Annotated in this window: 1 protein-coding gene; it reads left to right on the top strand. The window is 64.0% G+C overall.

What is annotated here, in order from left to right; translation table 11 throughout:
- The coding region (locus tag A4A58_RS20125; RefSeq protein WP_139069891.1) for a radical SAM protein at positions 1 to 553 on the top strand (553 nt) is incomplete at its 5' end.
- Positions 554 to 688: the final 135 nt, after the last annotated feature.

Below are 688 nucleotides of genomic sequence, written 5' to 3'. Positions count from 1 at the left end.
ACTCTTGCCCTACACGCCGCGTGTCCGATCTCTGGCCCGGGTCGGCATTTCGGTGACCACGCTCGACCGGAAACTGGCGCGCAGCATGGAACCGCGGGCGTCGACGCCCACCAAGCGGCTGGAGGCGCTACGCGCAATTTCCGAGGCCGGCATTCCCGCTGGAGTACTGGTCGCGCCGATCATTCCGGCGCTGAACGATCACGAGATCGAGCGCGTGCTCGATTCGGCGAAGTCGGCGGGCGCGTCGGATGCGAGCTACGTACTCCTCCGGCTTCCGCTGGAGGTGAGCCCCCTGTTTCGTGACTGGCTTCTCAGAAACTACCCGGACCGCTACCGGCACGTCATGTCGCTCATCCGCTCCATGCGCTGCGGCAAGGATTACGATGCCGAGTTCGGTAAACGAATGAAGGGCAGCGGACCTTACGCCTGGCAGATCGGCCGTCGATTCGAGCTTGCGGCCAAGCGGCTCGGCCTCAATCTGACGCGCCGGCAATTGCGCAGCGATGTCTTCGTGCCGCCGCTAGGAAGGGGCGTTCAGCTGTCGCTTCTTTAGATCGAAAGCATAAGCCGCCACTCTTTCCCGCTGTGGAACGGCTTTGAAAATTCCAGCATCCGCCCTTTGCCCCACGGGGCGGCGCTGGTTCCCCCCGTCAACCGCCGCAAACCGAGCCGGGGGCTTGAAGGGAAT

It is taken from the genome of Tardiphaga robiniae (assembly GCF_001618955.1).
Taxonomy (GTDB): domain Bacteria; phylum Pseudomonadota; class Alphaproteobacteria; order Rhizobiales; family Xanthobacteraceae; genus Tardiphaga; species Tardiphaga robiniae_A.
This window is presented reverse-complemented; position numbering and strand designations above follow the sequence as displayed.